Source organism: Stenotrophomonas sp. TWI1149 (assembly GCF_039673155.1).
Taxonomy (GTDB): domain Bacteria; phylum Pseudomonadota; class Gammaproteobacteria; order Xanthomonadales; family Xanthomonadaceae; genus Stenotrophomonas; species Stenotrophomonas maltophilia_AA.
Map to the genome: position 1 here is coordinate 231188 of NZ_JBDJLB010000003.1, position 25600 is coordinate 256787.

The following is a 25600-nucleotide window of genomic DNA, read 5'->3' on the forward strand; positions in this document are numbered from 1 at the left end:
CCTGCGCGGTACGCGGGGAGCATCACGTTTACCGATACTCGACCCGCGTCAGCTACCGCTGGACGCATCGGCCGCAGCCGCCGAAACGGTGGGCGACGCAGCGGCCTGCACGACAATCTGATTGCCGACGATGGACACCGACACGCCCTGCGCCGCATAGGCGGAGCTGAGGTCGACCATCGCCTGCTGTGGATTGGTGGTCCCGATGCCGGAGACGGCACCGTAGAGCGTGTAGTCCGAGCTGATCCGGTAATCCAGGGTCATGCCCGAATCCTTGGCCCAGCGTTCCAGCATGGTCTTCAGCGTGCCGTCCATCGGCGTGGCCTGGTACACGTAACTGGTGTACAGCGGAATTTCCATGGTGGTGCTGGCGAAGCGGTTGACCGGCTTCCAGCGGCCGCCGATATCCGGGGCCGGCTTGGTGGCGCAGCCGGCCAGCATCAGTGCGGCGGCGGCGACGATGAATCCCTGTGACAGATACGCTTGCTTCATACGGACTTCCCTATGACGTACGTAACGCGGCTTGATTCGATTGACTGGCAGCAACTCACTGGACCGGGTGGAAGACCCGGACGCAGTTGGCTATGGCAGATGGAGTGATGAAACATCCTGGACTACTGCGATCGGCCCCCGCCCGCTTGTGCAGCCCGTGGCTGCACGTACCGATGTGCAGGCGCCCCGGGCGTACTGCCCGGCCCCATCGCCCCACATCCACATCACTTCAACAATGCCGTCCATGACTTCCCTGCAACGATTCGATGCTCGGCTTCCGCGTCGCATGCCAGACAAAAACGACGACGAAAGCAGCTCACCATCATGAACACGATGCCACAGGCGAGCGTCAATTCCGCGTCAAATCACGAGCAAAAAAACGTTTTCAAACGTCACTTCTTTGACGTGCATCACACAATTGATGCCAAGCTGATCAGATATTGAGGTTCGGGACGGACGTCTTCGGCAGCAGGCGCGAGGTGAAGTAGCGATCCTTGTAGTACTTGATCTTGTCGCATTTCACAGGGTGAGGGATGCCCTCGTACAGGAACACCTCGTGATCGTTGCCCATCGCCTTGAGCTCCTGCGGCAGCATCAGCGCGCGTCGCTCCTCGGTGAAACTATGGGTCTTCTCGCGGGCGTGGGTGACGTTCTTCCTGCGGATGGTCGTGTAGCCGAGCATCTCCGAGTAGTCGTTGGCATCCTGCTGCTCCCGCGGCGCGTACAGGATCTGCAGGGCGTGGTTGGTGATGATGGTGCGCGACACATCCCGGCCATAGGTGGCATCGAGCTGGGCCATGCTCTGGATGATCGGCAGCAGACGCACGTTGTAGCCGGCCATGTAGGACACCGCCGAGGCAATGATGTCGACCTTGCCGATCGCAGTGAATTCATCCATCAACAGCAGGCACTGGTACTTCAGGTCCGGGTTGGACTTGGGCAGTTCCTTGGTGTTGAGGTTGATGATCTGGCTGAAGAACAGGTTGATGATCAGGCGGCTTTCGGCCAGCTTGTTGGGCTGGATGCCGATATAGATGGTCATCTTCTTCTTGCGCAGGTCGGTCAGCAGGAAGTCGTTGCCGCTGGTGGCCTTGTCCAGCACCGGGTTGATCCAGGCGTTGAGTGGCTCCTTGAAGGTGCCCATGATCGAAGCGAACGTCTCATCGGCCTGGGACAGAAGGTTGGCGAAGGCCGACTTGGCGTTGCCACTCAGGTAGGCCTGGCTGGCCAGGCGCTGCAGGTACTTCCGGAGGTCGCTGCCATCGCCGGTGGACAGGCGGAACAGCGCGCCCAGTGTGGGCATTTCCTGCGCCTCGCCCGGGAAGCCGTTGCTGCGCGCATCGTCACGGTTCTCGAACAGGTACAGGCTGAAGGCCATGAACGCGTTGCGCGCCTGGCTGACCCAGAATTTCTGATCGTCCGATCCGTCCGGATACAGCATCGCGGCGATGCTCATCAGCTCGGAAACGCGGAAGGCCGGGTCGTCGGAAACATAGCTGAGCGGGTTCCAGCGATGGGTACGGCGGTCTTCCGCGAAAGGATTGAACAGGAAGACCTCCTGGCCCTGGCTGGCACGCCAGCCGCTGGTCAGGTCGAAGTTTTCCTGCTTGATGTCCAGCACGACCACCGACTCGTCGTACTCGAGCAGGTTGGGGATGACCACGCCCACGCCCTTGCCCGAGCGGGTCGGGGCGGCCAGGATCACGAACTGCTGGCCACTCAGGCGCACCAGCTTGCCGCCGAAGCGGCCCACCACGATGCCGTTGCCGGTCTTCTTGAACAGCCCGTGCCTGGCCAGGTCCGCAGCCTGGGCAAAGCGCGCGTCACCGTGCAGCGAGGTCTTCTTCGACCGGAACATCAGGAACATCGCCACCAGGGACAGCAGCAGCGGAAGCCCGAAACCGACCACACCGGCCAGCTTGATCTTGGTGACGTACGGCGCCACGACCGGCTGATCCAGTGCCTGCAGGTACTGCAGATAGGTGTTCCACTTGAACAGCCCGGTATCCAGGCCCAGCAACAACAAGGTGAGATACCCGGCAAGGCAGTAGCCGGCAATCACGGTCAACACGATGACGACGGCGGGAACAACAATCTTCTGCGTGGACAAACCCTATCCTCCATGACGCGCCCCACAGGGCGCTACGGCCTGCGCCGGCGCCTGGGTCGCACCGTACGCGTTTCTTTCACTTCGTCGTGCATACGCCCCGTCGTCGCGTCGCCACAACAACGACCCCTCGCTGCGCGCCTGCTTCCAGCGACAGCAGCGGGGGGTGATCCTTGCCGTTCGGACGTGAACACGGCGTAGCCGGACCCATCGCCCGGACTGTACACGGGCGGATATGTCAGGGCTACCCTGCATCATGGAGCTGCGCCGACAGGGCCTGCGGGAGATCACCACCTTCACGCACCACAGCATCCCAGCGCAGGGGTCGGCAGTATGTTGCGCCGCAGCAGTACAATAGGCGGCCGCCTTCTGGTCACGTCCTGCCCGCATGAGCTCCTCCCCCGTTTCCCTGGCCGCCCGGCTCTCGCCGCGCGAGCGCACCCTGATCCTGCTGGCCTTGTCGCTGGGCGGCTTTGCCATCGGCACCAGCGAGTTCGCCAGCATGGGACTGATGCTGGAGATCAGCCGTGGGCTGTCGATCAGCGAGACCCAGGTCGGCCACCTGATCAGCGCCTACGCCATCGGCGTGGTGGTCGGTGCGCCGGTGCTGGCCTTCGCCGGTGCCGGTTTCGCCCGGCGCAGCCTGCTGCTCGCCCTGATGGGCTTCTACGCGATCGGCAACCTGGCCAGCGCACTGGCGCCGAACTACGGCACGATGCTGCTCGCGCGCTTCGTCGCCGGCCTGCCGCACGGCGCCTACTTCGGCGTGGCGATGCTGGTGGCCGCCGCGATCAGTCCGCCCGCCCAGCGCGGCGCGGCGGTATCGAAGGTGCTGCTCGGCCTGTCGGTCGCGATCCTGGTCGGCAATCCGCTGACCACCTGGCTCGGCCAGCAGGTCAGCTGGCGCACCGCGTTCGCCCTGGTCAGCGTGCTGGCGATCGCCACCGTGGCGATGATCGCGCGCTTCCTGCTGCCCGATCCGGATGAAGTCCGGACCTCGCCGATGCGCGAGCTGCGCGCCTTCAACCGCACCCAGGTGTGGCTGGCACTGGCGATCGGCTCGGTCGGCTTTGCCGGCATGTTCTGCGTGTTCACCTATCTCGCCCCGACCCTGGTGCAGGTCACCGGCCTGGCTGAATCGTGGATGCCGCTGGCCGTGGGCATCTTCGGCATCGGCGCGATCATCGGCAACGTGGCCGGGGGTTGGCTGGTGGACCGCTTCCAGTTCCGCGCGGCGGCCGTGGTGCTGGTCTGGTCGATCATCGTGCTGCTGGCTTTCCCGATCGCCGCGCAGTCGGTGTGGAGCGTGTTCCCGATGATCATCGCAGTCGGCACCATGGGCGCACTGGCGGCCGTATTGCAGACCCGCCTGATGGATGTCGCCGGTGAAGCGCAGACGCTGGCCGCGGCCTCCAACCATGCGGCCTTCAATACCGCCAATGCGCTCGGCCCGTGGTTCGGTGGCATGGCCATCGGCGCCGGCTTCAGCCCCGCCGTGACCGGCTACGTCGGCGCGGCGACCGCGCTGGGTGGCCTGCTGCTGTGGGGCGTGGCGATGCTGGTGGACCGCCGCTCGCGCAGCGCGCCGGTGCTGCAGCAGTAAGCGCGCGGGGATTTTTTTTATTTCCCCTATCATGGGTGTCCGCTCACACCGCGCCACTCGTGCTGCCCCGGCCACGGCCGCCACGAGGGCCGCACCTGGACACACCGATGACGTACGAATGGGCCCCGAGCCACTGGGGTCAACGCCTGACGCGATCGCCGCACTGGCAGCTGCGCCTGGCAGACGAACAGCTGGTCCTGACCTTCGACGGTCAGGTCTATCACGCGCCGCTGGACGCGCTGCAGGTGCACCCGCGCCTGCCCTGGGCGCGCCTCACCCTGCATCGCGAGGGCCACGCCCCGTTGACGCTCGGCGGCCTTTCAGCGGCGTCCGCGCGCGGCTTGGTGGCGGCACTGGACGCGCAGCGTGGAGCGCAGCGCCAGCGTGACCATGTCGCCCTGTTCGGGCAGGCCCACGCCGCGATCCAGCGCTGGCTCACGCAGGTGCAGACCGCCACCGATCTCGCCGACGAGGAGTCGCTGTGGCTGACCCACGAGCAGCAGCAGGCCCTGCTGCAGGCGCGCCCCAGCCTGCCGCTCGATGAAGAAGCGCTGTGGGCGGTGTTCGATGACGCCGGTTTGCGCAGCGAACTGGAGGGCGACCCCTCGGTGATCGAGGAAGCGCTGATGCTGTGGCTGGCCGATTGGCCAGCGATGTGGGCGCGCCGCAATGAAGCCCATCAGGCGCGCGAGCGGGTCGCCAGCCGCCCGCTGCTGGACCGTGTCGAAAGCCGCCCCCTCACCGATGAGCAGGCCCGCGCGGTGATCTGCTTCGACAACCGCGTCCAGGTGGTGGCCGCGGCCGGCTCGGGCAAGACCTCGACCATGGTCGCCAAGGCGGCCTACGCCATCGAACGCGGCCTGGTCGCACCCGAACGTATCGTCATGCTCGCCTTCAACAAGGATGCCGCGGCCGAACTGCAGGCGCGTGCCGACCGGGCCTTCGTGCGCGTCGGCCTGGATGGGGTGCGGGTGGAAGCACGCACGTTCCATGCGTTGGGCCGGCACATCATCGCCCAGGCGACCGGGCGCATGCCGCAGGTGCCGGACTGGGCGGTGGACGCGACGCAGGGCTTCCATCGGCTGGCCGAGATCATCGATGCGCTGAAAGACCGCTCCCTGCATTTCCGAACGCAGTGGGACATGTTCCGGTTGGTGTTCGGCCGCGATCTGCCCGTCATCGGCGGTGCGCTGGACGCCGAGGAATGGGACAAGGACGGCCAGGGGTACGTGCGTACGCTGCGCGGCGAGCGCGCGCGCAGCATCGAGGAGTGCGTGATCGCCGACTGGCTGTTCTACAGCGGCGTGGAGTACGTCTATGCACGACGCGACACATTCGATGCCGGGACGGACGAGTACCGCCAGTACCGCCCGGATTTCCACTATCCAGGCATTGCGCTGCATCACGATCACCTCGCCCCGGACGTTCACGGCCGTGCGCCGGCGCATCACGAGGGCCGCCAAGGCACCCGTCACGGCAACGAGCGGATCGAAACCACCTCCCACCAGCTGCGTACCGGCGAACTGTTCGTGCGGCTGGGCGAGGCGCTGTCACGGCACGGTGTCGTGCTCGATCCAAATCCGGACCGCGCGTTGCCCGAAGGCGGCGCGACGCCGATGCCGGATACCGAGCTGATCGGCCTGGTGCGCACCTTCATCAGCCACGCCAAGAGCAACGGGCTGGGCATGCAGGACATGGTCGAGCGCCTGCGCCGCCTGCCCGACGATCATTTCAAGCACCGTTACCGTCTCTTCCTCGAACTGATCCTGCCGATCCTGGAGGGCTGGGACGATGTGCTGGTCGCCGAAGGCGGCATCGACTTCGAGGACATGCTCAACCAGGCCGCCGAACATCTGGAACAGGGGCGTTACGTGGCCCCGTTCGACCTGGTGATGGCCGACGAATTCCAGGATGCCTCGCGGGCCCGCGCGCGGCTGTGCCGTGCGCTGGTGCAGGCACCGGGCAGGCATCTGTTCGCGGTCGGCGATGACTGGCAGTCGATCAACCGGTTCGCCGGTGCGGACGTGTCGGTGATGACGGGTTTCGTGGCGTGGTTCGGGCAGGGCCAGGTGCTCAAGCTCGAGCAGACCTTCCGCTGCCCGCAGGCGCTGTGTGATGTCTCCAGTGCCTTCGTGTCACGCAATCCGGCGCAGATCCCCAAGGACGTCCACTCGGTCACGCCCGCGTATGGCGCGGTGCTGCAGGCCTTCCAGGTAGCCTCGCGCGACCGGCTGGCCGGCGCGGTCGAGCAGTATCTGCAGCAGCTGCACCAGCAACTGCTGAGCGGCCAGGTTCCGCCGGGCCGCGATGGCAAGGTCACCGTCTTCGTGCTCGGCCGCTACAACGCCGACCGCGCCCTGCTGCCGGCCACGTGGCGCGCACGCCATGGGCAGCTCATGGAGGTCAGCTTCCTCACCGCGCACCGCTCCAAGGGGGCCGAGGCGGACTACGTGATCCTGCCCGGCATGCTGGATCGCCGCTTCCCCAATACCCGCGCCGATGACCCGGTCCTGACGCTGGCGATGCCGGACAGCGATCCCTATCCGCTCGGCGAGGAGCGCCGCCTGTTCTATGTCGCGCTGACGCGTGCGCGCCGCTCGGTGGCGATGTTCACCGTGCAGGGCCGCCGCTCCGCCTTTCTGAGCGAGCTGGTCAACGACGGCGCGGTGCGGGTGACCTCGATGGCCGGCGAGACGATCCACGAGCAGGCGTGCCCGGCCTGCAAGGTGGGCGTGATCGTGCCGCGCAGCGGGCCGTATGGCGCGTTCCAGTCGTGCTCGGGGTATCCGCGCTGCGAGTACAAACCGCCCAGGACAGCCGGCCATGCCGGCCTGCGTAGCGTCGCGGGGGCCTGAGCGCTGCGCCTGCGCCGCTCAGCCGGGCACAGCGGCCAGTGCGGCATCGATCTGCGCAAGCAGGGCACGCCGTTCCGGCACGCCCGGCATCACCCGCACGAGGTTGCGGACCATCCGCTGGTCCTGCTGCCTGCCAAGCTGATCGCCCAGCGCATGCAGGGCGCGCGCCTGGTGGCCCGGTCCTTTCCGTTTGATCGAGGCCGCAAGCGCACTGTCCAGCGCGGGCAGCGCCTCCAACTGCATCCGCAGGCGACGCACTCTGCGCCGCCAGCGATGCAGGTCCTCCGGATCCCCGGTATGGGCGGCGCGCTTCTCCGCCTTGGCGGTACGACGTTCGCTGCGCGCCAGACCCTTGCGGAGATCACGCGCTCTCAGCGCGTCCCATGGCTGCGCCTGGAGGTCGCCCGCGATACGCACCAGTGCCGCCTGACGGCGTGCGAACGCCGGGTCCCGCGCCAGCGCCCGGGCGAGGAGTACGTCGCGCCGCGCCGTCAGCCGCCTGCACACCTCCTCCCACGGCCGGGCCGGATGCTGCGCGGCGAGGTGCTGGCAGGTCTCCACCACCACATGGGCATCGCGCAATGCCGACAATCCCTGCCCGAGCCGACGCAGGGCCGCGTCAGTCCGGGCGGTCTCAAGCTCGCTGCTCTCCAGCACCGCGAGCAGCGCGCGAAGGCGGCGTATCGTCTTGCGTGCACGATGCACGGCATCGTGGACATCCGGCTGGAGCGCCAGCGCATCGGCGATGGCCCTGCACTCACGGTCTGCCAGTGCGCGGGCGGCAGGGCCGATGGCGGGTGGCGACATGGCGGTTTCCCCCGGGGGCGTCGGGGGATTGTACCCATGCCAGCGGGCCGCCGGCTCAGGCCGGGTTGAACATCTGCCGCACGCCCCGAAGCAGCTCGTTCACGCTGAACGGCTTGGGCAGCAATGACATGCCCTGCCCCAGGAATTCATTGCGCACGGCCGCACTCTCCGTATAGCCGGTCACGAACAGCACCGGCAGATGGGGCCGCAGCACGCGTGCCGCATCGGCGAGCTCACGTCCGTTCATGCCCGGCAGGCCCACATCGGACAGCAGCAGGTCCAGCTCGCGGTCCGAATGCAGCTCCAGCAGGGCCTGCTGTGCGTTGATGGCCTCGACGACCTGATAACCGGCCTCGACCAGCATCTCGCGCACCATCATGCGCACCGAGTCGGTATCGTCGACCAGCAGGATGCGCTCGGCGCTGCCACGGGGCAGCTGTACCGGTGCGACAGGTGTCTGGTCCGCAGGCTGCAGATGCCCCTCCGGCAGCAGGAGTTCGATCTCGGTGCCTTCGCCACGCTCGCTGGCGATGCGCGCACTGCCACCGGACTGGCGTGCGAACCCGTAGGTCATCGACAGCCCCAGCCCGGTGCCCTCGCCCTGCGGCTTGGTGGTGAAGAAGGGCTCGAACACCTTGGTCAGCAGCTCTGCGGGTATGCCCACGCCGTTGTCGAGCACGGTTACCGTAATGTAGTGACCCGGCGCCAGCTCATGGTCCCGCTCGATCTCGACACGCCCGGCGCGGATGCGGATCAGCCCTTGGCCGGCCAGCGCATCGCGGGCATTGATGACCAGGTTGAGGATCACGTTCTCGAACTGGTTCGGATCAGCGACCGCGATCAGCGGTTCAAGACCCAGCTCCAGCTCGAGTTCGATGTTCTCACCGATCGATCGCTGCAGCATGTCTTCCAGCGAGCGCACCCGCGCCACGACATCGAATGTCTGTGGATCGAGCGGTTGCTTGCGGGCAAACGCCAACATGCGCTGGGTCAGCGCGGCCGCGCGGTGTGCCGAGCCCGTGGCGATCTCGACGTAGCGGGAGGCCTTGTCCCATTTGCCGCTGGACGCGGCGATCTCGATCATGTCCAGCCCGGAGATGATCGTGGTCAGCAGATTATTGAAATCGTGCGCGATGCCGCCGGTGAGCTGGCCCAGCGCATCCATTTTCTGCGCCTGCATCAACTCGATTTCGGTGCGCTCGCGCTCGGCGATCTGGAAGGCGAGCTCGGAGGTCGCACTCTCCAGTTCCTGCCGCTGCTCGTTCGCACGCGCATGCTGTTCGGTGGTGTCCTCGATGTGCACGAGGCCCTGCCCGGCGGCCTGGTACGGCGTCACCCGCCATTCGGTCATGCGGATCGTCCCGCCGACGCGAAGGCTGAAGGTCCCCTGCCAGCGCTCGCCTTCGGCCAACGCCACTTTCAACGCACTGAGGGGAACGACCTGATCCTGCAGCAGCTGATCGAGCTGACCCGGCCCGGCCTGCTGGCCCAGCAGGCGGGTGAAGGCATCGTTGGCATCGTGGGCGTTGAGCGACGCATCCAAGACCGCGATCGGGGCATTGATGTGGCGGTAGATCTCGCGGAAGCGCGCTTCGGTCTCGCGCAGCGCCTCTTCAGCGCGGCGGGCGCGCAGCAGGCTGCGCAGCGTCGCCAGCAGCACATCCGGATCGACAGGATGGATCAGATAGCCATCCGCACCGGCGTTGAGGCCGGTGATCATGTCGCCGGTGGCGATCGACGCCGCGGAGACATGCACCACGGGCAGCAACTGCAGGCGGGGGTCTTCGCGTAGTTGGCGGACGACATCGAAGCCGCTCATGTCCGGCAGGTTCACATCCAGCACCAACGCGCCGAAATCATGCTCGGCCAGCCGCGCCAGGCCCTCACCGCCGGTACCGGCCTCCTCCACATGGAACCCGTGGTGCTCGAGCACGCGGCGCACCGCGTAACGGGTCGCCACGTTGTCATCCACCACCAGGATGCGATCAGGAATCGGCATTCACGGTCTCCGTGGCCAGGGTCAGCGGCAGCACCACGTAGAAATTCGAGCCGGTGCCGATCTCGCTCTCGACGCCGACATGGCCACCGAGCAGCTCGGCGAAGCGTTTGCACAGCGACAGACCGAGGCCGGTGCCGCGCAGGCGCTTCTGCAGCGGGGTGTCGACCTGTACGAAATCCTCGAACAGGGTCGACTGCAGCTCCGCCGGGATGCCGATGCCGGTATCGCGGACACTGAAGCGCACCGCGTTCTCACCCTCCAGCTGTGTCGATACGATCACCTGGCCGCTGGGGGTGAACTTCAGCGCATTGGAAATGAAGTTGCGCAGGATCTGCGCCAGCTTCTTGTCATCGGTGTACAGCATCGGCATCACCGGCGGATCCTCGAACAGCAGGTCCACCTGGTTGCCTTCCACCAAGGGACGGAACATGCCGCGCAGCGCGGAGAACAGATCCATCAGGTCGAACCAGGCGGGCGAGATGGTGATCCGCCCCGCCTCGATCTTGGCCAGGTCGAGCAGGTCGTCCACCATCTCGCGCAGTTCGCTGGTCGAGGTACTGATGAAGCGGACCTGCCGGCGCTGCTCCGCGGTCAGCGGCCCGTCCATGCCATCCTCCAGCAGCCGCGTCATGCTCAGGATCGAGCCCAACGGCGTGCGGAATTCATGACTCATGTAGGACAGGAACCGGCTCTTCAGCTCGGAGACCTCGCGCAGCTGCTCGGCCTGCTCGTCCAGCTCGGCATAGAGCGCCAGCACACCCTGGTTGGTTTCATCCAGTTCAGCGCGCAGCGCATCGGCTTCCAGGCGCAGCCGCTGCAGCTCCTGATCGTGGGGGGTGGCGCTCAATGCAGGTCTCCAAGACGCAGGGCAACGATGCCGGCGTCATCCCGGCCACGATCGAAATCACGGTGCAGCACCGCCACGATCAAGGCCGGGTGGCGGTGGAACAGGCCGGGGTAGTCGCGCAGGCTCCAGCGCGCCTGCAGTCCATCACTGTGCATGACCAGCAGCGTGCCTGCCGCCGCGTGAAAATGGAATGGTTGTGCCTTGCGGTACTGCACCCCGACGATGCCCGGGTGCGAGGCCAACCCGCGTGAGCCGGTGGGCTCGCACAGACTGGCGGCGATGTTGCCGATGCCGGCGAACTCCACCTGGGCACTCGCCACGTCCACGCAGGCCACCGCCGCCGCACCGCCGCGGGTGCCCGACATGCTTGAATGCAGGACGCCGATCAACGCTGGCGCGCCAACCGCGGACGACTCGGCGACGGCATTCACACCGGCCTGTGCTGCATCCGCGGCGGGCAATCCATGCCCCAGCCCATCGATCACGGTGACCGCCACGGTCTGTCCATCGGCGCGCAGATGCCAGGCATCGCCACAGGCCAGCTCGTGGCGCATGGGGATGCGCAGTGCACCGTAGGGCACGTCGATATCGCCAGGCGCACGACTGGCGTAGATCCGCGCCACCACGACCGCGCCTTTGCCGTCGGACCAGGCGTCCAGCACGGTGGCCTGGCGCTGGATCGCACCGAGCCCCAACCCCTGCGTACCGCCCGTCGAGTAGCCGTCCGGCAGGCACTCGGCCAGGGAAAAGCCCGGACCGGCGTCCACGGTGCACAGCTCCACACCCTTGCCGACGCGGCCACAGACCTCGGACAGGTACATGCGTCCACCGCGCCCATGCTTGAGCACATTGGTCGCCATCTCCGTGGCCACCAACGCCGCCCGGCCGGCGTCCATTTCATCCAGGCCGATCAGATCGGCCAACGCCAGCGCTTCGCGCCGGGCCTGCCCGACCTGTGAGGATTCCTCGACCACCACGATCCGCGTCACCCGGCCGCCGAAGTTCAGCTCCATTTGGTGATCGTGATACGGGTGCCCTGCCCCGGTGCACTCTCCAGTTCGAACTCATCCACCAGGCGGCGCGAACCGGAGAGGCCCAGGCCCATGCCGGAGCCGGACGACCAGCCGTCGGTCAGGGCCTGTGCGACATCCGGAATGCCCGGGCCGTTGTCGGCGAAGACCAGCCGTACGCCCTTGCGCAATCCCTTCTCGACCACGTCCCAGTCCATGGTCCCGCCGCCACCGTAGATGACGGCATTGCGGGCCAGTTCACTGGCGGCGGTCACCAGCTTGGTCTGGTCGATCAAGCGCAGCTTGCAGGCCACGCAGATCTGACGTGCGGCCTGGCGGGCCAGCACCACATCCTGCTCGATGCGGATCGGCAGCGAACCACTGGACGCCGTCATGAGCTGGCTTCGTCGTCGTCAGTGCGCTGCAACAGCTTCATGCCCCGCTCCACATTGAGCGCGGTGCGCACGCCACTTAGAGTGAGGCCCAGCTCGACCAGCGTGATCGCGACCGCAGGCTGCATGCCGACCACCACCGTGGTGGCATCCATGATCCGGGCCAGCGACGAAATGGTGGCGATCATGCGGCCGATGAACGAATCGACGATATCCAGTGCGGAAATGTCGATCAGCACACCGCGCGCGGAGGTGCTGCGGATCTTTTCAGTGAGGTCGTCCTGCAGGGTCAGCGCAAGCTGGTCATGCATGTCCACCTGGATGGTCACCAGCAGCAGATCGCCCATCTGCAGGATCGGAATACGCTCCATCTCAGCGGGCGGTCCGGGTGACGGTCTGGCCGGTGCGCTTGAGCGCCAGCGCCAGTGCGTCGGCCAGATTGGCCTTGGTCACGATGCCATTGAGGTCCAGCCCCAGGTGCACGATGGTCTGGGCGATCTGCGGGCGCACGCCGCTGATGATCGCATCAGCGCCCATCAGGCGGATGGCGGTGACGGTCTTCAGCAGATGCTGGGCCACCAGCGTGTCCACGGTCGGGACGCCGGTGATATCGATGATCGCGATTTCAGACCCGGTATCCACGATGCGCTGCAGCAGCGACTCCATCACCACCTGGGTGCGCTGCGAATCCAGCGTGCCGATCATCGGCAGCGCCAGCACGCCCTCCCACAGCTTCACCACCGGCGTGGACAGCTCGAGCATTTCTTCCTGCTGGCGCTGGATCACGTCTTCGCGCGTCTTCTGGAACACGCTGACCGTGTGCAGCCCGAGCTGATCGATCAGTTCGGAGATCGCCCACAGCTGGTCGCCCAGCAGTGCCGGATCATTCGCGTAGCCCTGCTGGATCACCTCGAACAGCGGGCGCTTCAGCGAGAAGATGAAGCTGGCGGTTTCCGAGGAATTGAATCCCTTCAGGACGCGCTCGCGCGACAGTTCCTCCAGGAAACGGCGGACGTCCTGCCACTCTGCCCGCGCGACGGAGCTGACGTCCGTGGCCGACAGTGCGTCCAGGAACAGGCGCCAGAACTCGCGGACCTGGCTATCCAGCTCGCGGGATGAAAGGCGGCCGTCCTGTGCCTGGCTGGAACCGGCCAGATTGCCGGCCCATGCAGCAAGCAGGGGCTCCTGGTGGCTGCGGATGAGATCGATCGTGCGCTGCTGCAAAGCCGCCATGGAAAAGGTCCTGAGAGAGAAGGGAAACCCGCGGATGGGCTGGCGACCCATCACCGATATGAATGGGGGCCGCAATTTTCAAAGCTTAAATGAATTCAGGAAGATTGGGCATGACAACGGATGCCAGCGGCGTGAAGGTTCTCTGCACCTCCCTGACTCGTTCAGATACTGCCAGTGGGGCGCGCGCCCAGCAGCCCGCAACGGCACGCCGCCACAACGCATCAGGCCGCCCGGAGGCGGCCTGATGGTGTAGCGGTCAGCGCAGCAGCGCGAACAGGAGCAGCAGCGGAATCGGAATGCCGAGCATCCACAGCAGAATGTACTTCATGGTGTTTCCTCCCTTGAGGTGGTCAGGATCACAGGTCGCGGCGGCGGCCGCCCCAGGTGGCACTCAGGCTGGCGATGAAGGCACCGATCAGCAGCGTGATGAACAGCCAGAGCGCGGCGTAGGCGGTGGCCTTGCGGGCATCGTCGGCAGCCTGCTTGGCCTGCTCCTTGGCGTTGTCGAGCGCCGCACGCAGTCGGGTCTGGACATCGGTCACGCGGGCCTGGGCTTCGGCCTGGGTCATGCCGGTCTGCGCCGCCACCAGCTGGGCCAGATACTGCGTATCGGCCGGATCCATGGTGTCGGACTTCAGGCTGTTGACGATGATGCGGTTGACTTCGGTACGGACCTCACGGCTGTCCGGGCGACGGTCGGCACCCGGCATCGGGCGCGGCGGCGGCAGTGCGCCGGTCGCGGATGGTGCGGGCGGTGCCGCGGGATCGGCAGGACCGGTCGGCGGCGCGGGCGGCGCAGCGGCCGGGGTGGCACGGAACAGCGAATCCACCCAGTACTGCACGTCACCCTGGTCGTTGCCCATCGCAGCCGAACCTGCACCGGCTGCGGCGATACCGCCTGCCGTCGAGGCGGCGGCGCCTGCGGTAGCACCGGCCACCTTGGCACCCGCGCCGAGGATGCCGCCAATCGCCGAGGTCAGCAGCGCGGCCGTGAGCAGCGTGGCCACCGCCCACGAGACGAAACCATGCGCGGTGTCGCGGAAGTAGGTCTCGTCACCGTGGATGTTGCTCCACTTCGTGCGCAGGCGCCCCGCCAGATAGCCACCCAGACCCGACGCGGCGATGGCGGTAAAGGTCAGCCAGGCGATGCTGGACCAGCCGAACGTTTCAGCGGTCACACCTTCAAACGACCACGGCGACACCGATGACAGGCCGAGGCCTACACCGAGTATCACCAGAATCAGCGAGAGCGCCGCCGCAGCGATCGCACCGGCCAGGATGGCACCCCATGACACAGCGCTGTCGCGCGGAAGATCCACCACCGGCGGTGGGGTGACCACGGCCACGGTCGCGGCAGCGACGGGCTCTGGGTGGGCGTAATCGCCTCGGGTATTCATAGCGTATGGCACTCCTTTTCATGCGCTGCGGACGCAGCTCGCATCGGCAGGCTGCGCTTGCGGTCGTGAAATACGCGAGACGCTGAAAACAAGACGATGTGGACGCGATGGCATCGTCGCGGCACCCACCCGCTGCTCAGACGCGACGGCCCAACAGCATGAAAACCCCGAACACTCCGCCCAGCGCCCCGACAATGGCCAGCTCAATGGACGGCTCACGCAACCGCAGCGCCATGACAATACACATTGCTCCCAGCCCGACGATCAAGGCACCGATGGCGCGCGCACCTACGGAACCATAAAACCAGGTGCGTCGGATCGGCTCGGTCAGCGCTGGCTGCTGCCGATGCCAGGTGTCCAGTGCGTGCTGGAACTCGCGCAGCAGCCGGTCGCGACTCTGCAGGTCCGCCGCGCTCACCATCAGTGTTGCCCTGCCCGGTCGCACCAGGGTGAGGTAGTCGTCGGTTCCCCAGCGGGACAGCTCGGCAAAGGGCACGGCATCGCGCCGGGAAAACATCAGGCCGTCGGGCATCACCATCACCTCGTTGCGGGTGGGAAATCCCTGGAAGGCGAGCAAGGGCGGAATCACCAGGGACAGCAGGGCGACCACGATCGCGACGCCGACCGGTCCCCGATTGAGCACGATGAACATGAAACTGCCGGCGGCCAGTGCGAAGGCCAATGGCACAGCCAATTGATGCCAGCGGGTATAGACCGAGACCTGGATTCCCTGCAGGGGTTTCATGTTGGTTCCCTCCTCCATCGGCACGCAGCGGCGCCATCGAGCGGCGTGCGGCCGGCTTTGCGCCCGGCCAGTGGGCGCTTCCTGCCCCATGGTCTTCGATGTCGGCGCCAGCGGCAAACCGGCGCTGGTATCAAAACCGCATCGCCCTACCATTGTCGCGTCCGGAACAATGCCATCGCATCCTCACAGATAGGGGCTCACGCCTATGCAAAAATAAGGGAACTGTGGCACACCGCGTCGCAGTGGACGGTGTGAGCTCCTGACGACCAGGCGACGCCGTGCCATTCGGGCGGTGGTCACCACTGGCAACGAGCAGGAGTCAATGAATGTCCTCGAGGAATTCCGGCGCAAGCGCCTTGGAGCTGTCCAGCTGCGCGCGTGAGCCGATCCGTACCCCCGGCGCAATCCAGCCTTACGGGTTGATCCTGGTCCTCGATCACCTGACATTGACGGTCAACGCCCGTGCCGTCGCGCAACCGGACCTCATCGAGGCGCTCGGCGATCCCTTGGGGCACTCTCTGGATACGGTGCTCGGCGGTACCCTGGCCCACTGCAGGCCGCTGCTGGAAGCGCTGGAGCAAGGCGCTTCGCATTTCCTGGGAACGCACCCGGTGGGCACCGCGGGCCATCACCACACCGTGGCGCACCGGATCGGCGATGAGATCATCATCGAACTCGAAGCGCCGGTACCGGGTGAGCCGGGCTCGCTGGAAGACCTGTACCCCTCGATCCGCCGCTTCATGGCCGCCATCGAGCGTGCGCCCACCACCCAGGCGCTGTGCGAGCTCGCCGCCGAGCACATCCGCGCCTTGACCGGTTTCGATCGCACGATGCTCTACCAGTTCGACCCGGACTGGAACGGCGCGGTGGTGGCCGAAGATCGCAATACCGTACTGCCCTCCTACCTCGACCTGCGCTTCCCGGAATCGGACATCCCCGCGCAGGCACGCGAGTTGTACCGGCAGAACCGGGTCCGGCTCATCGCCGACAGCCACTACACCCCCGTGCCGCTGGTGCGGCTGCCGGCCATCGCCGCTGCGCCGCCCACGGACCTGGGCCCGGCGATGCTGCGCAGCGTCTCGCCGGTGCACCTGCAGTACATGCGCAACATGGGGACCGGTGCATCGATGTCGGTCTCGGTGCTGTGCGAGGGCGAGCTGTGGGGCCTGATCTCCTGCCACAACCAGGTCGCGCGCCGGGTGCCGTACCACGTGCGCACGGCCTGCGAGTTCATCGGCCAGATCCTGTCGCTGCAGATAGCGCTGAAGCAGCGCGCGGTGCTGATCGAAGAGCGGATCGCGCGCCGGGCGATCCAGGTCCGGCTGCTCGGGCGGATGGCCGGCGATACCGATTTCATGGCCGCGCTCGGCCGCGACCAGCACAGCCTGCTCGCGCTGACCCACTCCACGGGCGCGGCGATCGTGCACCGTGGGGAATGCATCCTGCACGGCGACTGCCCGAGCCAGCGCCAGGTGATGCAGCTGGTCCAGTGGCTGACGGCGCAGCAGATCGAGGGCGATATCTTCTGCACCGATACGCTGCCGCAGCGATGGAAAGAGGCAGAGGCCTTCGCCGGCGTCGCCAGTGGCGTGCTGGCCATCTCCATCTCGCAGCTCCACGACAGCTTCGTGATCTGGTTCCGGCCGGAGGTGGTCCGCACCGTGCGCTGGGGCGGCGATCCGCGCAAGGAAGAGACCGGTCAGCCGCTGTCGCCGCGGACCTCGTTCGAGGGCTGGAAGCAGACCGTGCGCGAGCAGTCGCTGCCCTGGAACGAGGTGGACCGCGATGCCGCGCTGGAACTGCGCGCCGCGATCGTCGACATCGTGCTGCGCAAGGCCGAGGAAATGGCCGCGTTGAACGAGCAGCTGCTGCGCAGCAACAAGGAGCTCGAAGCATTCTCGTATTCGGTCAGCCATGACCTGCGCGCGCCGTTCCGCCACATCGTGGGCTATTCGGAACTGCTGTGGTCCTCGGCCGGCGAGAGATTGAACGATTCAGAAAAGAGATTCCTCGAGACCATCGTGGAGTCGGCAAAATCCGCAGGAACGCTGGTGGATGACCTGCTCAGCTTTTCGCAGATGGGCCGCTCGACCATGGGCCAGATCGCGATGGAGATGACGGCCCTGGTGGATGACGTGCGCCACAAGCTCGACATGGAATACACCGGCCGCGCCATCGACTGGCAGATCGCACCCCTGCCCAAGGTGCTGGCCGACCCCGGCATGCTGCGGCTGGTCTGGCAGAACCTGCTGGCCAACGCGATCAAGTTTACCCGCGACACGCCCGAACCCCGCATCGAAATCGGGCACGAACGCACGGACACCGAGGATGTCTTCTTCGTGAAGGACAACGGCTGCGGTTTCGACATGCGCTACGTGGACAAGCTGTTCGGCGTGTTCCAGCGGCTGCACCACGTCGATGAGTACGAAGGCACCGGCATCGGCCTGGCCAACGTCCACCGCATCATCACCCGCCATGGCGGCCGCACCTGGGCCCAGGGCCAGGTTGGCGCCGGCGCGACCTTCTTTTTCACCATCCCCTTTACTGCTGGAGACCACCTATGAGAGATCTGCGACCGATCCTGCTCGTAGAAGACAACCCGAAAGACGCCGAACTGACGATGGCGGCGCTTGCGCGCTGCCAGCTGCTCAACGACGTGACCCATGTGCGCGACGGCGTGGAAGCGCTGGAGTATCTGCGCTGCCAGGGACGTTACGAAGGGGCCATGCACGGCGGGCCCGTGGTCGTGCTGCTGGACCTCAAGCTGCCCAAGCTCAACGGCCTGGAAGTGCTGAAGGAAATCCGCACCGACCGCGCCCTGAGCAGCACCCCGGTGGTGATGCTGACCTCCTCGCGGGAGGAGCAGGACCTGATCCGCAGCTACGAACTGGGCGTCAACGCCTTCGTGGTCAAACCGGTGGATTTCAAGGAATTCCTGGAGGCGATTCAGGGGCTGGGCATGTTCTGGGGCATCACCAACCAGCCGCCGCCGAACGGCACGCTGTTCGGCGGGAAGAGCAGACACGATGGCTGAGGCTGCCACAACAGGGACCATCAGCATCCTGATGGTCGAAGACAGCGCACTCGATGCAGAGCTGATCAGCGCGCAGCTGCGGCGCGCCGGCCTGCCGTTCACGGCCGAGCGCACCTGGTCGCACCAGGGCATGCTCGACGCCTTGGGCAAGGCCTCCTTCGATGTGATCCTGGCCGACCACGTGCTGCCGGGCTTCGACGGCGACGCGGCCCTTACGCTTGCCAGCGAGATCGCACCCGAGACGCCCTTCATCTTCGTCTCCGGCACGCTCACCGAAGAGCTGGCGGTGCAGGCACTCAAGCGCGGCGCCCGCGATTACGTGGTCAAGTCGCGCCTGCAGCGGCTGCCCGACGCCGTCGTCCGTGCCATCCAGGAGGCGCAGGAGCGTCGCCGGCTGCTGCGCGTGGAGGCCGAGCTGCATGACAGCCACCAGCGGCTGAAGCTGATCACCGATTCGCTGCCGGCGCTGATCGCCTACTTCGGCCACGACCACCGCTACCGCTTTGCCAACAATGCCTACTTCGAATGGCACGGGCTGACCCCGGACGCTCTGGTCGGGCGGCATACCCGCGAGGTCATCGGCGAAGACGCCTTCAACGGTATCCAGCAGCACCTGGATCGCGTGCTGGCTGGCGAGAAGGTGAGTTTCGACATGCTGTCGCTGCGCAGCAACGGTACCCCCCGCCATGCGCAGGTGGACTGCGTGCCCGAGCTGGGCCCCGACGGGGTGGTGGTGGGTTACTACGCCATGGCACGCGACATCAGCGAGCTCAAGCAGGCGCAGGCCCTGTTGAAGGCCAGCAACGAATCGCTGGAGCGCCAGGTGGACGAGCGGACCTCGGCCCTGCACCGCAGCGAAAGCCGGCTGCAGGCCCTGTTCGAATCCAGCTTCCAGCACCAGAACCTGCTGACGCTGGATGGCTACATCATCGACACCAACTCCGCCTCGCTGGCGGCCATCCTGGCCGACAAGCAGGACGTGCGCGGCAACCTGTACTGCGAATCGGCGTGGTTTGCCGACACCCCCGGTGTGCCGGCCGTGGTCTGCACCGCCATCCTCGAGGCCGCGGCCGGCACCGCCTCCCGCCATGAGCTGGAGCTGCGCCTGCCGACCGGCAAGCGCACGTTCGACTTCTCGTTCCGGCCCCTGTTTGATCATCAGGCGCGGATCACCGCGGTCGTCTCCGAAGCCGTGGAAACCACCGCGCGCCGGCAGGCCGAAGAGGCACTCCGGCACAGCCAGAAGATCGAGGCGGTGGGCCAGCTGACCGGTGGGATCGCGCATGACTTCAACAACATCCTGACCGTGATCGCCGGCAACATCGAGTACGCCAAGATGCTCACCGACCGGCTCGGCGACGCGGCGGGCAACTCTTCGCGTGCGCTCGACAACGCCATGAAGGGCGTCATGCGCGCGGCCAACGTCACCCAGCGCCTGCTCGCGTTCTCGCGCCGCCAGCCGCTGAAGAACATGCCGGTCGATCTGAACGAAGAGATGCGCGGCATGCAGGACATGCTCAAGCGGTCGCTGGGCGAACTGGTGCAGATCGACATGCTGCACAGCCCGGATATCTGGTGCGTGGAGATCGATCCGAGCCAGCTCGAGGCCTCGATCCTCAACCTCGCGGTCAACGCACGCGATGCCATGCCCGAGGGCGGTCGCCTGACGATCGAGGTCGACAACATCCACCTGGACAAGGATTACGCGGAACAGCATCCCGATGTTCCCCCCGGCCAGTACGCGATGATCCGCGTGCGCGACACCGGCCAGGGCATGTCGCCGGAGGTGATGGCGCGCGTGTTCGAGCCGTTCTTCACCACCAAGGAGGTCGGCCGCGGCACCGGGCTGGGCCTGTCCATGGTGTACGGCTTCGCCAAGCAGTCCGGCGGGCACGTCCTGCTGGATTCCGCCGAGGGCACCGGTACCACGATCACGCTGCTGTTCCCGCGTTCTGCGGCCGCCCTGCCCAGTACCCGTATGGGCGACGCCCAGGCGCTGGACGCCTTCGAGGTCGAGGAGGAAACGACGGTCCTGGTCGCCGAGGACAATGACGATGTCCGGGCCTACACCGTGGACACCCTGCGCCAGCTGGGCTATCGCGTGCTCGAAGCCCATGACGGCCCGTCCGCGCTGCGCTTGCTGGACCGGACCGACGTGCGCGTGGACCTGCTGTTCTCCGACATCGTGATGCCGGGCATGTCCGGGTGGGCGCTGGCCAAGGAAGCGCTGGCCCGCAAGCCCGGCCTGCGGGTGCTGTTCACCTCGGGGTATCCGCGCGATATCGACGCCAGCGGCACGGTCGGCCGCAGCATCGCCTTGCTGGCCAAACCGTTCACCCGCAGCGATCTGGCGCGCTCCATCCGCACCTCGCTGCAGGATGAAAGCGCCGCCCACAACGGTGCCGGGTTGAACTGAGACCCCCGGGCCAGACGGGAGCCGTGACAGGAGTTCCCGGCCGTCATGACGCCGGGCAGGCGTGCGATGCACGGCCGGCTAACACGCACGGGCGCTAAGGTGGAGTTCCGCACAGGTGGCTGCACGCCACGAGGATCTCCGCCCGCAATGAGTGCTGCCCGTACCCACCCGCGATGCCGCGTCCTGCTGGTTGAAGACGACGCACCGATCCGGGAGATGACCAAGGACATCCTCAGCGACGACGGCTTCGATGTCCTCGACGTCGCCGACGCCGAGACCGCGCTGGGGTGCCTCAAGCGCGACGGCCCCTTCGATCTGCTGGTATCGGACGTCGGCCTGCCCGGCATGGATGGCCGCGGCCTGGCCACCATCGCCACCACGCTGCACCCGGCCATGCCCATCCTGCTGGTCACCGGCTACGCCGGGCCCGCTGGCGCCCGTCCGGATTTCCTCGGCGACGACATCAAACTGCTCCGCAAACCGTTCACGCTCAAGCAACTGGTGAGTTCGGTGCGGTCGCTGCTGTGATCGCGGCCGGGAGCCCCGCCGGCTGCATCAGATCCTGTTCCTGCTCGCCAGCAGCGCGCGGGTGCGTCGCTCCAGTTCGGCCGTGGTGAACGGCTTGGTCAGCACTTCCATGCCTTCCTCTAGCTGGCCTGCTCCCACCGCAGCTGATGCCGCGTAGCCGGTAATGAACAGCACCGGCAACGCAGGGCGCACCTGGCGTCCCGCGTCGGCGACCTGGCGGCCGTTGAGCCCACCGGTCAATCCGACATCGGTGATGAGCAGATCGACCGTTTCCCCGGATCGCAACAGGTCGATGGCCTGGCCGCCTTCCGGTGCCTGCAGCACGCGATAGCCGGCGCCGCCGAGCACCTCGACCAGCAAGGCACGGATCGCCTCCTCGTCTTCGACCACCAGGATGGTGCCCACGCTGGGCGTGACGATCGCCGGCAGCTCCGGTGCGGCCTCGTCCGCCGTTTCCCCGGCGCTCTCGCCGATGAAACGCGGCAGATACAGCTCCACCGTCGTACCGAGGCCGACCTGGGAATCGATCCGCACCTGACCGCCGGACTGCCGGGTAAAGCCATAGATCATCGACAGGCCCAGGCCGGTCCCCTGCCCGATCGGCTTGGTGGTGAAGAACGGTTCGAACACCTTCTCGATCACGGACGCATCCATGCCGCTCCCGGCATCCTTGACCGAGAGGCGGATGTAATCGCCCGGGGGGGTATCCAGCAGCGCCGCCTCCTCGCCGTGCAGCGTCACGTTCGCCGCGCTGATGACCAGCGGGCCGCCATCCGGCATCGCATCGCGGGCGTTGATGCACAGGTTGAGCAGCGCGTTCTCCATCTGCGGCACATCCACCAGCACCGCCCAGGGATCGGACTCCAGCTGCGTGGAAATCGCAATCGAGGGCCCCAGCGTGCGGGAGATGATGTCCAGCATCCCGCGCACCATTGCGTCGGCCACCACCGGCGTGGGCGCGAGCGTCTGCCGGCGGGAGAACGCCAGCAGCCGCTGGGTGAGCGCGGTGGCGCGCGACGCGCTGGACTGCGCCATCTCCAGGTAACGGCCCACATCGTCGTAGCGCCGCTGATCGATCCGCAGCTCCAGCAGTTCCAGGCCGACAGAGATGGCGGTCAACAGATTGTTGAAGTCGTGCGCCAGGCCGCCGGTCAACTGTCCCACGGCCTCCATCTTCTGGCTCTGCCGCAGCCGCTCCTCGGCGACCTGAAGCTCGGCACTGCGGGTCTGCACGCGCTCCTCCAGGGTCAGGGTCAGCTCGCGCAACTGCTCCTCGGCCTGGCGTCGCTCGGTGACATCCGCCGCGGTACCGAACCACTCGGTTATCTCACCGGCACCGTCCAACAGCGGCACGGCACGCATCTGCACCCAGCGCACGCTGCCATCGGCCAGCAGGCTGCGGTGCTCCAGTTCCAGCGGCTGCCGCTGCGCCGTCGCACGCGCGATCGCCTGCTCGAGCAGGTCGAGATCATCCGGGTGTACGTAGCGTTCCCGCCAGTCGGTCACCACGGGCAGGGCTTCGTCGTGCGCCACCGGCCCGGTCGCCAGGATCTGGCGCATCTCCCGCCAATCCACGGTGACCGCATAGAGCGACTGCGACGAGGCGCTCACCAGCGCACCCAGGCGGCGCTCGCTATGCGCCAACGCATCGCCGGCGCGGCGCTGCTCGGTGCGGTCGCCCAGCACTTTGACGAAGCCCTGCACGGTCCCGTCCTCGTCCCGCAGCACGGTCATGGCACCGCTCGCCCAGAAGCGCTCGCCCGATTTGCGGACCAGCCAGCGCTCGCCGCTGACGCCGCCCGAGGCGATCGAAACGTCGCGGTTGTGCCGCAGCCGCTCGGCCTGGATGTCCTCGGGGGTATAGATCACCTCGACATCCTGGCCCAGCATCTCGGCCTCGCTCCAGCCGAAAATGTGCTCGGCCCCGGCATTCCAGAGGGTCACCCTGCCGCACAGGTCGGAGGCGACGATCGCGTAGTCGCTGGCACTGTCGATGATCTGCCGGTTGCGCGCCTCCACCCGCCGCATCGAGCGCTGCAGCTCGATGTGGGAGGTCACGTCCAGGCCCTGCACGAACACGCCGGCGGTGCTGCCATCGGCACCGGCCACCGGCTGGAACACGATATCCAGCATGCGCCTGGCCGAGGTGGGGTCGGACGGAAACGGCGCGTCATACACCACCTCGCTGCCGATGTAGGGCTTGCCCGTACGGTAGACCTCGTCCAACAGGGGCATGAAGCCCTGATCGACGATCTCCGGCAGCGCGTCACGAATGGATTTTCCAAGGACATGGCGGTTGCCGACCAGGCGTTCGTAACCCGGATTGGCCAGCTCCACCCGGTGCTCGGGCCCGCTGAGGAAGGCCATGAACATCGGCGACTTGTCGAACAGGGCAATGAGCCGCTCGTTCTCCTTGGCCAGGCGCTGCTGCGCCACGATGATGCTGGTCACCTCGTTGGTCACGCAGAAGGCGCCACCGACGCTGCCATCGTCGAGGAAGATCGGCGAGAACGAGAACGTCCACCAGGTCTCTTCCGGCACGCCGCGGCGGCTCATCGACACCGGGAGGTTCTCGTAGCGCGAGGACCTCCCGGCGAAGGCGCCTTCGATCGGTTCCCGCACGGCATCCCACGCATCGGCCCACAACTGCCGGAGCGGCGCCCCCAGCGCACCGTCCAGCCGCGGGCCCAGGATCGGGCTGTACGCATCGTTGAAGAAGAAGGTCAGGTCATCGCCCCAGACCACGTACATGCTCTCGGGCGAGGCCAGAATCAGGTTGATCGCATTGCGCAATGCGGCGGGCCAGGTCTCGATCGGCCCTACCGGCGTCGCCTGCCACTCCAGGGCGCGGACCTGTTCGGCCATCGGCCCGGTGGCACCGGGAAACCGCGCTGCCGTTGCCGTCACGCGCCGCGCTCCGGCGAAGCCGATCGACAGACGCCGTGCAGCCGCACGACAGACCAGGGAAGGACAGACATCATCGGGGCACCGGACCTTGAACGTAAGGCGTTGCAGCAGCGGGGGAACGGCGGGCAGCGGTCGGCCAGCCGGGAGGGGAGAGCAATGTAATCCACACGGGGCAAAACCACGTCAAGGCAGTGACGTGCACGCGCCCGGGACGCGCCGTCCGCGATGATGCGCGCACCCTCCCCGCTCCCGCCGACCGCCATGGCCAAGCCGACTGGCTCCCGTCTCGTCATCTATGCCGCCCTCGCCGGCAACCTCGCCATCGCCATCGCCAAGTTCGTCGCCGCCGGCATCTCCGGCAGTTCGGCCATGCTCAGCGAGGGCGTCCACTCCCTGGTGGACACCATCAACGAGCTCCTGTTGTTGTATGGCCTGCACCGGGCGGAGCAGAAGCCGGACACCCTGCATCCCTTCGGCTACGGGCGCGAGCTGTACTTCTGGAGCTTCATCGTGGCGCTGCTGGTGTTCGCGGCCGGCGCCGGTGTATCGGCCTACGAAGGCATCCAGCACATCCGCAATCCCGAGCCGGCCACCAACCATCTGATCAGCTACATCGTGCTCGGCGTCTCGATCGTGTTCGAGGGCACCTCGTGGTGGATCGCGCTGCGCGAGTTCCGCGCCACCAAGGGTTCGCTGGGCTACTTCGAAGCCTTCCGCCGCAGCAAGGATCCCTCCACGTTCACCGTGCTGCTGGAAGACAGTGCCGCCCTGCTCGGCCTGGGCTTCGCGCTGGTCGGCCTGCTCGCCGCGCAGCTGCTGGAGATGCCGATCCTGGATGGCGTGGCCTCGCTGTGCATCGCCGGCGTGCTGGCCGTCACCGCCTTCCTGCTCGCCCGCGAAACCAAAGGCCTGCTGGTGGGTGAGCCGGCGCACCCGAGCGTGGCCAAGCGCATCCTCGCCGTCGCCAGCTCCGATGCCGATCTGCGCCGCGCCAATGGCGTGACCACGATGCAGATGGGCCCGGACCAGGTGGTGGCGATGCTGAGTGCGGAATTCGAAGATGACCGCACCACGCCGCAGATCGAGGCGTGCATCACGCGGATCGAGAAGGCGGTGAAGGCCGAGTACCCCGAGCTGGTGGCGTTGTTCGTCAAGCCACAGACGCCGGAGGTGTTCCAGGCACGACGCGCGGCGCTCGCGGAACCGCATCCCGACAACTGAGCACACT

Annotated in this window: 19 protein-coding genes; 7 read left to right on the forward strand and 12 right to left on the reverse strand. The window is 66.8% G+C overall.

Annotation, left to right across the window (positions count from 1 at the left end; genetic code table 11):
- Nucleotides 1-48: 48 nt before the first annotated feature.
- Together ABE424_RS05040 and ABE424_RS05045 are read right to left on the reverse strand one after the other, a co-directional pair.
- Entirely contained in the window at nt 49-492 is a 444-nt protein-coding gene (locus ABE424_RS05040; RefSeq protein ID WP_346477557.1) for a hypothetical protein, read from the reverse strand.
- Between the two features lie 433 nt (nt 493-925).
- Nucleotides 926-2602, reverse strand: a complete 1677-nt coding sequence (locus tag ABE424_RS05045) for a type IV secretory system conjugative DNA transfer family protein (protein ID WP_346492001.1) — start codon at nt 2600-2602, stop codon at nt 926-928.
- Between the two features lie 385 nt (nt 2603-2987).
- Here ABE424_RS05045 and ABE424_RS05050 point away from each other — a divergent pair, with 385 nt between their 5' ends.
- Together ABE424_RS05050 and ABE424_RS05055 are read left to right on the forward strand one after the other, a co-directional pair.
- Complete coding sequence (locus ABE424_RS05050) at nt 2988-4202, forward strand: MFS transporter (RefSeq protein ID WP_176988612.1); 1215 nt, start codon at nt 2988-2990, stop codon at nt 4200-4202.
- Between the two features lie 107 nt (nt 4203-4309).
- Nucleotides 4310-7057 carry a UvrD-helicase domain-containing protein gene (locus ABE424_RS05055; RefSeq protein WP_346492000.1) on the forward strand — a complete coding sequence of 916 codons (2748 nt, stop codon included), beginning with the start codon at nt 4310-4312 and terminating at the stop codon, nt 7055-7057.
- 18 nt (nt 7058-7075) lie between these two features.
- Here ABE424_RS05055 and ABE424_RS05060 read toward each other — a convergent pair whose 3' ends face one another.
- The 9 genes from ABE424_RS05060 to ABE424_RS05100 form a co-directional block, all read right to left on the reverse strand.
- A complete protein-coding gene (locus ABE424_RS05060; RefSeq protein WP_346477560.1) occupies nt 7076-7864 on the reverse strand; it encodes a CHAD domain-containing protein in 789 nt (262 codons plus the stop codon).
- A gap of 55 nt (nt 7865-7919) precedes the next feature.
- Nucleotides 7920-9863 carry a response regulator gene (locus ABE424_RS05065; RefSeq protein WP_346491999.1) on the reverse strand — a complete coding sequence of 648 codons (1944 nt, stop codon included), beginning with the start codon at nt 9861-9863 and terminating at the stop codon, nt 7920-7922.
- Complete coding sequence (locus tag ABE424_RS05070) at nt 9850-10710, reverse strand: ATP-binding protein (RefSeq protein WP_346491998.1); 861 nt, start codon at nt 10708-10710, stop codon at nt 9850-9852. The genes ABE424_RS05065 and ABE424_RS05070 overlap by 14 nt, the downstream gene beginning before the upstream one ends.
- Nucleotides 10707-11723: an ATP-binding protein gene (locus tag ABE424_RS05075; protein WP_346491997.1), complete on the reverse strand. Its 1017-nt coding sequence runs from the start codon at nt 11721-11723 to the stop codon at nt 10707-10709. Before ABE424_RS05075 ends, ABE424_RS05070 begins: the two co-directional genes overlap by 4 nt.
- Entirely contained in the window at nt 11714-12115 is a 402-nt protein-coding gene (locus ABE424_RS05080; RefSeq protein ID WP_176988606.1) for an anti-sigma regulatory factor, read from the reverse strand. Before ABE424_RS05080 ends, ABE424_RS05075 begins: the two co-directional genes overlap by 10 nt.
- The gene (locus ABE424_RS05085) at nt 12112-12483 is read right to left on the reverse strand and encodes an STAS domain-containing protein (protein WP_176988605.1); all 372 of its coding nucleotides are present in this window, start codon (nt 12481-12483) and stop codon (nt 12112-12114) included. Before ABE424_RS05085 ends, ABE424_RS05080 begins: the two co-directional genes overlap by 4 nt.
- Before the next feature lies 1 nt (nt 12484).
- Nucleotides 12485-13345, reverse strand: coding sequence for an STAS domain-containing protein (locus ABE424_RS05090; RefSeq protein ID WP_346491995.1), 861 nt, complete (start codon nt 13343-13345; stop codon nt 12485-12487).
- Between the two features lie 356 nt (nt 13346-13701).
- Nucleotides 13702-14742 (reverse strand): hypothetical protein, encoded by a 1041-nt coding sequence (locus ABE424_RS05095; protein WP_346491994.1) that lies wholly within the window; start codon nt 14740-14742, stop codon nt 13702-13704.
- A gap of 136 nt (nt 14743-14878) precedes the next feature.
- The gene (locus ABE424_RS05100) at nt 14879-15487 is read right to left on the reverse strand and encodes a hypothetical protein (protein ID WP_346491993.1); all 609 of its coding nucleotides are present in this window, start codon (nt 15485-15487) and stop codon (nt 14879-14881) included.
- 326 nt (nt 15488-15813) lie between these two features.
- Here ABE424_RS05100 and ABE424_RS05105 point away from each other — a divergent pair, with 326 nt between their 5' ends.
- From ABE424_RS05105 to ABE424_RS05120, 4 genes are all read left to right on the forward strand, one after another.
- Entirely contained in the window at nt 15814-18051 is a 2238-nt protein-coding gene (locus tag ABE424_RS05105; protein WP_346491992.1) for an ATP-binding protein, read from the forward strand.
- Entirely contained in the window at nt 18048-18521 is a 474-nt protein-coding gene (locus ABE424_RS05110; protein WP_176988594.1) for a response regulator, read from the forward strand. The genes ABE424_RS05105 and ABE424_RS05110 overlap by 4 nt, the downstream gene beginning before the upstream one ends.
- Nucleotides 18514-20937: a PAS domain-containing protein gene (locus tag ABE424_RS05115; RefSeq protein WP_346491991.1), complete on the forward strand. Its 2424-nt coding sequence runs from the start codon at nt 18514-18516 to the stop codon at nt 20935-20937. The genes ABE424_RS05110 and ABE424_RS05115 overlap by 8 nt, the downstream gene beginning before the upstream one ends.
- Before the next feature lie 183 nt (nt 20938-21120).
- Nucleotides 21121-21465, forward strand: a complete 345-nt coding sequence (locus ABE424_RS05120) for a response regulator (RefSeq protein WP_346492031.1) — start codon at nt 21121-21123, stop codon at nt 21463-21465.
- A 27-nt stretch (nt 21466-21492) separates the two neighbouring features.
- Here ABE424_RS05120 and ABE424_RS05125 read toward each other — a convergent pair whose 3' ends face one another.
- Nucleotides 21493-24330, reverse strand: coding sequence for a PAS domain S-box protein (locus ABE424_RS05125; protein ID WP_346492030.1), 2838 nt, complete (start codon nt 24328-24330; stop codon nt 21493-21495).
- A gap of 303 nt (nt 24331-24633) precedes the next feature.
- On the opposite strand from ABE424_RS05125, the gene ABE424_RS05130 reads away from it, so the two are divergent.
- A complete protein-coding gene (locus ABE424_RS05130; RefSeq protein WP_346491990.1) occupies nt 24634-25593 on the forward strand; it encodes a cation diffusion facilitator family transporter in 960 nt (319 codons plus the stop codon).
- The last annotated feature ends 7 nt before the right edge of the window (nt 25594-25600 follow it).

Coding starts and splice junctions, on each gene's coding strand:
- ABE424_RS05040 (WP_346477557.1), bottom strand. CDS start 492: ATGAAGCAAGCGTATCTGTCACAGGGATTCATCGTCGCCGCCGCCGCA.
- ABE424_RS05085 (WP_176988605.1), bottom strand. CDS start 12,483: ATGGAGCGTATTCCGATCCTGCAGATGGGCGATCTGCTGCTGGTGACC.
- ABE424_RS05105 (WP_346491992.1), top strand. CDS start 15,814: ATGTCCTCGAGGAATTCCGGCGCAAGCGCCTTGGAGCTGTCCAGCTGC.
- ABE424_RS05110 (WP_176988594.1), top strand. CDS start 18,048: ATGAGAGATCTGCGACCGATCCTGCTCGTAGAAGACAACCCGAAAGAC.
- ABE424_RS05060 (WP_346477560.1), bottom strand. CDS start 7,864: ATGTCGCCACCCGCCATCGGCCCTGCCGCCCGCGCACTGGCAGACCGT.
- ABE424_RS05115 (WP_346491991.1), top strand. CDS start 18,514: ATGGCTGAGGCTGCCACAACAGGGACCATCAGCATCCTGATGGTCGAA.
- ABE424_RS05055 (WP_346492000.1), top strand. CDS start 4,310: ATGACGTACGAATGGGCCCCGAGCCACTGGGGTCAACGCCTGACGCGA.
- ABE424_RS05130 (WP_346491990.1), top strand. CDS start 24,634: ATGGCCAAGCCGACTGGCTCCCGTCTCGTCATCTATGCCGCCCTCGCC.
- ABE424_RS05125 (WP_346492030.1), bottom strand. CDS start 24,330: ATGGCCGAACAGGTCCGCGCCCTGGAGTGGCAGGCGACGCCGGTAGGG.
- ABE424_RS05075 (WP_346491997.1), bottom strand. CDS start 11,723: ATGGAGCTGAACTTCGGCGGCCGGGTGACGCGGATCGTGGTGGTCGAG.
- ABE424_RS05050 (WP_176988612.1), top strand. CDS start 2,988: ATGAGCTCCTCCCCCGTTTCCCTGGCCGCCCGGCTCTCGCCGCGCGAG.
- ABE424_RS05100 (WP_346491993.1), bottom strand. CDS start 15,487: ATGAAACCCCTGCAGGGAATCCAGGTCTCGGTCTATACCCGCTGGCAT.
- ABE424_RS05095 (WP_346491994.1), bottom strand. CDS start 14,742: ATGAATACCCGAGGCGATTACGCCCACCCAGAGCCCGTCGCTGCCGCG.
- ABE424_RS05065 (WP_346491999.1), bottom strand. CDS start 9,863: ATGCCGATTCCTGATCGCATCCTGGTGGTGGATGACAACGTGGCGACC.
- ABE424_RS05080 (WP_176988606.1), bottom strand. CDS start 12,115: ATGACGGCGTCCAGTGGTTCGCTGCCGATCCGCATCGAGCAGGATGTG.
- ABE424_RS05090 (WP_346491995.1), bottom strand. CDS start 13,345: ATGGCGGCTTTGCAGCAGCGCACGATCGATCTCATCCGCAGCCACCAG.